This window comes from uncultured Eubacterium sp. (assembly GCF_945980375.1).
GTDB lineage: Bacteria > Bacillota > Clostridia > Oscillospirales > Acutalibacteraceae > Eubacterium_R.
Genome location: NZ_CAMFQO010000047.1, coordinates 1 through 4,954, shown reverse-complemented (window position 1 = coordinate 4,954; position 4,954 = coordinate 1). Strand labels below are relative to the sequence as shown.

General features: G+C 41.5%; 5 protein-coding genes and 1 other annotated feature. Of the genes, 3 read left to right on the top strand and 2 right to left on the bottom strand.

The features are described 5' to 3' along the window. Positions 1 to 117 precede the first annotated feature (117 nt). Both pheT and pheS read right to left on the bottom strand, forming a co-directional pair. Entirely contained in the window at positions 118 to 2,484 is a 2,367-nt protein-coding gene (pheT, locus tag Q0P34_RS08270) for a phenylalanine--tRNA ligase subunit beta (protein WP_294955338.1), read from the bottom strand. Positions 2,485 to 2,501: 17 nt separating this feature from the next. Further along, a complete protein-coding gene (gene pheS / locus Q0P34_RS08265) occupies positions 2,502 to 3,554 on the bottom strand; it encodes a phenylalanine--tRNA ligase subunit alpha (RefSeq protein ID WP_294955336.1) in 1,053 nt (350 codons plus the stop codon). A gap of 35 nt (positions 3,555 to 3,589) precedes the next feature. After that, positions 3,590 to 3,879: a binding site (T-box leader), on the bottom strand. A 145-nt stretch (positions 3,880 to 4,024) separates the two neighbouring features. Between pheS and Q0P34_RS08260 the strand changes: the two genes are divergently transcribed. The 3 genes from Q0P34_RS08260 to Q0P34_RS08250 all read left to right on the top strand — a co-directional run. Continuing rightward, complete coding sequence (locus Q0P34_RS08260) at positions 4,025 to 4,267, top strand: IreB family regulatory phosphoprotein (RefSeq protein ID WP_294955334.1); 243 nt, start codon at positions 4,025 to 4,027, stop codon at positions 4,265 to 4,267. 25 nt (positions 4,268 to 4,292) lie between these two features. After that, positions 4,293 to 4,580 (top strand): hypothetical protein, encoded by a 288-nt coding sequence (locus Q0P34_RS08255; protein WP_294955332.1) that lies wholly within the window; start codon positions 4,293 to 4,295, stop codon positions 4,578 to 4,580. A gap of 77 nt (positions 4,581 to 4,657) precedes the next feature. After that, positions 4,658 to 4,954: DNA alkylation repair protein (locus Q0P34_RS08250; RefSeq protein ID WP_294955330.1), on the top strand; the 297-nt coding region annotated here is incomplete at its 3' end.

The following is a 4,954-nucleotide window of genomic DNA, read 5'->3' as shown; positions in this document are numbered from 1 at the left end:
TTCTACCATTGGTAGTCTGTTTTTGTACTGTCTGCACAACTTGGGGCAGTTCATCAAGTTCAATCTGCTTTTTTATCCCCTCGGTTTTGCTTCGCTCAACAACCCAAGGTGTTTTTATTAGCCTTTAAGTGATATGCCTGTATTTTTAAGTGTTGCGATGATGCCGTCGGTTACCTCCTGCACCTCTTCTCTTGTAAGAGTTTTTTCAGGATGAGAGAAGGTTATACGCGTTGTGATTGACTTTGTTCCGTCGTTTTCATCCTCGTAAACATCTGTTACCTCAACATTTTTTACAAGAGGACTTTTGGCATCTGCAATAGCCTTTGCGATAGGGGCAAAGCGAGCAGATACGAACGAAAGGTCAATTTCCATTTCGGGAAACCTTGACGGCTCTACATACTTGATAGAAGCATTTTCAATTTTTGCAAATGCCTCAACATCAATCTCGGCAAATACAATTGAAGCCTTTTTGTCAATTTTCTTTTGTACTGTCGGATGAACAATACCGATTTGACCTATTTCTACACCGTCGCAAATAATCCTGTTAAGATTTCTCGGATGCTGATAGCTTGATGTTGCTTCAATAGGTTCAAATGACAGCGGCTTGTGTTTAAGCTCATCTGACATAACCTCAAGAATATCACGAAGCTTATAGAACACTACCGACAGCGGAGCAACCTTGTTGAACAGTGTAATGGCAAGCTTTTTCTTCTCAATACAAAGATTGTTTTCATCAATGCCCTCAACCACTCTGCCGATCTCAAAAATACCAAAGAGCGGAGCAAAGCCTGTATTTGACTTAACCTGACAAAGCTGGGTTGGAATGATTGATTTACGGATTGTTTCAATATTAGGATTTGTTGCACCTTCAAGCTTAATTTCACCCTCAACATCAATGCCGAGAGCCTTGAGCTCATCATAATATGCCCATACATAAGAATGAAGCTCGTGCAAAGAAAATCTCTTAACAAGCAAATCCTTTATTTTGTCCTCAACGGTTTTTTCAACATCGGGACGAACAGGATAAAGAGGAGCAAGGCAGGTGTGAACATCAAAGTTATCATATCCGTAAATACGTGTGATTTCCTCGATGATGTCAGCCTTCATTGTAACATCCTTTGTCGCTCTCCACGAAGGTACGCCGACAGTAAATTCGTCGTTGCTCTCCTCTGCCGTAAAGCCGAGCGATTTGAGAGTTGAAATAATTGTATCGTTTGAAATCTCGATACCTGTATACTTATCAACAAAAGCCTTTGTAAAGTTAAGCTCAACCTTATCATAATGGTATGCATAATCATCGGTAAGAGCAGATACAACAGTTGAGCCCTCGTCATACTTTTGAAGGAGGTTTACAAATCTTGCAATGGCAGTTGTTGTCATTTCGGGATCAAGACACTTTTCATATCTCATAGAAGCGTCTGTTCTGTGAGAAAGGCGAACTGTTGACTTACGGATTGAAGCCGCGTCAAAGGTTGCCGATTCAAGAGTAAGCGTAGTTGTATCATCAACAATTTCGCTGTCAAGGCCACCCATAATGCCTGCAATGGCAACAGGGGTGTTGTCGTTACAAATCATAAGAGTATCTTCATCAATATTTCTTTCAACACCGTCAAGGGTTTGGAAGGTGAACGGCTCGCTGAATCTCTTAATTCTGATTTTTTCTACCTTACGGCTATCAAAAGCATGCATAGGCTGTCCCATTTCAAGCATAAGATAATTTGTAAGGTCTGCAAGGAAATTGATTGCTCTCATTCCGCAGTAATAAAGGCGAATACGCATATCAACAGGTGATACCGTACGCTTAATATTTTCAACCTGCAGGCAGGAATATCTTTGGCAAAGCGGGTCCTCAATCTTCATATCAACCTTTGGAAGATTGTCATACTGTGCAAGGCTTACGGTTTCAAGAGGCTTAAGCTCTCTGCCGGCAAGTGCCGCAAATTCACGGGCAATGCCGTAATGCCCCCAAAGGTCAGGACGGTTTGTGAGCGACTTATTGTCAACCTCAAAGATAATATCATCAATAGCATAAACATCCTTTAAGTCTGTGCCGTTTGGAATATCGTCGGTGATTTCCATAATACCGCTGTTATCATCACTGATACCGATTTCCTTTTCACTGCAGCACATTCCGTTTGACATAAAGCCTGCAAGCGGACGGGGTGCAATTTCAATCTCACCGATTTTTGCGCCGACCTTTGCAAACGCGGTTTTCATACCGACTCTGACATTAGGTGCACCGCAAACAACGTCTGTAAGCTCGCTGTCGCCTGCATCTACCTTAAGAAGATGAAGCTTCTTTGACTCGGGATGATTTTCTACCGATTTAATTTCGGCAACAACCACTCCCGACAAATCGGAGCCCTTGAAAAAGATTTCATTTTCAACCTCTGCGGTAGAGAGTGAAAACTGATTAATTAGCTTAATTCTGTCAAGTCCGGACAAATCAACAAAGTCCGAAATCCAATTCATTGATAAAAACATACTGTCACTCCCCTTTCTTACTCATCATCCGTGAACTGACTCATAGCCTTAAGGCTACCGCCGTTCAAATCACGAATATCCTTGATGCCGTATTTCATCATAACAAGCCTTGTCAAACCGAGACCGAATGCAAAGCCTGTGTATTCCTCAGGGTCTATACCGCCCATACGCATAACCTCAGGGTGAATCATACCGCATGGACAAAGCTCAAGCCATCCGCTGTGCTTACAGCTTGGGCAACCCTCACCGCCGCAAATAAGGCAGCTTATATCAAGCTCAAAGCCAGGCTCAACGAACGGGAAGAAGCCCGGACGAAGCCTTACCTTAATATCCTTTTGGAACACCTCGGAAAGCATTGTTTTCATAAAATAGATGAGGTTGGAAATAGAAATATCCTTGCCAACCATCATACCCTCCATTTGAAAGAAGGTGTTTTCGTGACAGGCATCGGTTGCTTCATTACGGAAGCATCTGCCCGGGAAAATAGCCTTGATAGGAGTGCCGTCATTGATAAGGCTATCCTTATATTTTCTCAAAATAGCGTTTTGTGCCGCCGAGGTCTGCGACTTAAGAAGCTGACCGTTTGTTAAATAATATGTATCCTGCATATCGCGTGCAGGGTGATCCTTTGGCACATTAACAGACTCAAAGCACTCGTAGTCTGTTACAACCTCGGGATAATCCTCAACAGTAAAGCCCATTGATTTGAATATCTGCTCGCACTGACGCTGAACGATAGTGACAGGATGATAAGAGCCTCTGCCGAGCACAGCCGGCAACGAGAGGTCAAATTCAGGCATAAGCTCAATTTCCTTTTGAATTTCCGCCTTTTTCATTTCCTCTGTTTTTTCTGCAATTCTATTTGCAACAGAGCCTTTAAGCTCGTTAATCTTTTGACCGAATGCTTTTTTGTCCTCGTTTGACAAATCCTTCATTGCCTTAAGCAAATCGGTCACACTGCCCTTTTTGCCCAAATAAGCAACACGAACATCCTCAAGCTCTGTTAAATCCTTAATGCCATCAAGCTCTTTTTCAAACCTGGCCTTTAAGTCTTTAATCCTTTGTTCCATAAAAGTCCCTCCATAAAAATAAAAAACGCCTCATAAAATGAGACGAAAGTTCCGTGGTACCACTCAAATTGCACATACCGAAATACGTGCCACTCTTGCCTTTATCGCAGGCTTACGCCCTGCTTAAGTAATCGAGATAAAATCCGAATAAGCCTAAAACGGTTTGATTTCGGCATATTTTCGCTTTTCGTCTTTGTAAGACCTTACCTTATCGCAGGGTGCTCCCAAGCTGAAATTCAGTAGACAGACAATGTGCACTTTCACCGACCGTACACTCTCTTAAATTGAACCTGTCGCCCTACTTACACCTGTTCAACGCGTTATCAATATTTGGATAGATTATAACCCCTAAACTAAATTAAGTCAAGTTTTTTAATTAAAATAGGAAAAAAGTGTTGAAATCGTTTGTGAGAATGTATATAATATATGTTGAATTAACATATGCCAATACAAAGTGGAGGTGGATCAAAGTGAAAGACAAAACCATGACATTTAGGATTGCCAACGATAATGAGGACATCATGAAGGAAACCCTTACTGCCGTTTACGATGCACTTAAAGAAAAGGGCTACAATCCTATCAACCAAATCGTCGGCTACATTTTGTCGGAGGATCCAACATACATTACCACCCACAACAACGCAAGAAGCTTAATCCGTAAAATCGACAGGGATGAGCTTTTGGCAGAAATGGTAAAGTATTACCTCAGCTAAATACAATAATAAAGGAGGGTTACCTTTGGCTGAAAAGTTTTTTGAATACAAAGGAAAGCCTTTGGTTAGATCGGGCAACACCGTGTACTACGGTGATATAAATGATCCTTATGTTGTTTGCCTCACTATCAAAAACAGCGAGGATTACAAGGACATTACTCTTGCCGGCGACATAACAATTCAGTTGCTTGCAACTGACGAAACATTACCACCAAAGGACAGAATAGTTAAAAAGAGCGAAAAGAAGGGCTTATTTACAGCTCTTGACCTCGGAGCAACATGGCTTGAGCGCCAGCTCAAAAAGGAAGCTTAATTTCAAAGAAGCCAAAACCTTATCACATTATGGGATTAGGATTATGGCTTTTTTATTTTTCTATGTAAGGGGATTTTATGGATATAAGGCAAAGGCTGACAGAGCTTAAAGATGACGAATACGCAGACTTTTGTGCAAAGCTTACACCCGGTGTTGAGCGAGGCGAAATTTTGGGAGTGAGGATACCGTTATCACGAAAATTGGCAAAAGAAATATTCAAATGCGGTGAATACAATGATTTTCTCAACGAGCTGCCTCACAAGTACTATGACGAATATATATTGCATGTTTTGCTTATCAACGAGATAAAGGATTACGTCGAATGTGTCAAACAGATTGATAAAATCCTTCCGTATGTAAATAACTGGGCAGTG

What these genes read in the sequence shown, in the direction of transcription:
- pheT (WP_294955338.1), bottom strand. Translation starts at nt 2,484, where the DNA reads ATGTTTTTATCAATGAATTGGATTTCGGACTTTGTTGATTTGTCCGGA.
- pheS (WP_294955336.1), bottom strand. Translation starts at nt 3,554, where the DNA reads ATGGAACAAAGGATTAAAGACTTAAAGGCCAGGTTTGAAAAAGAGCTT.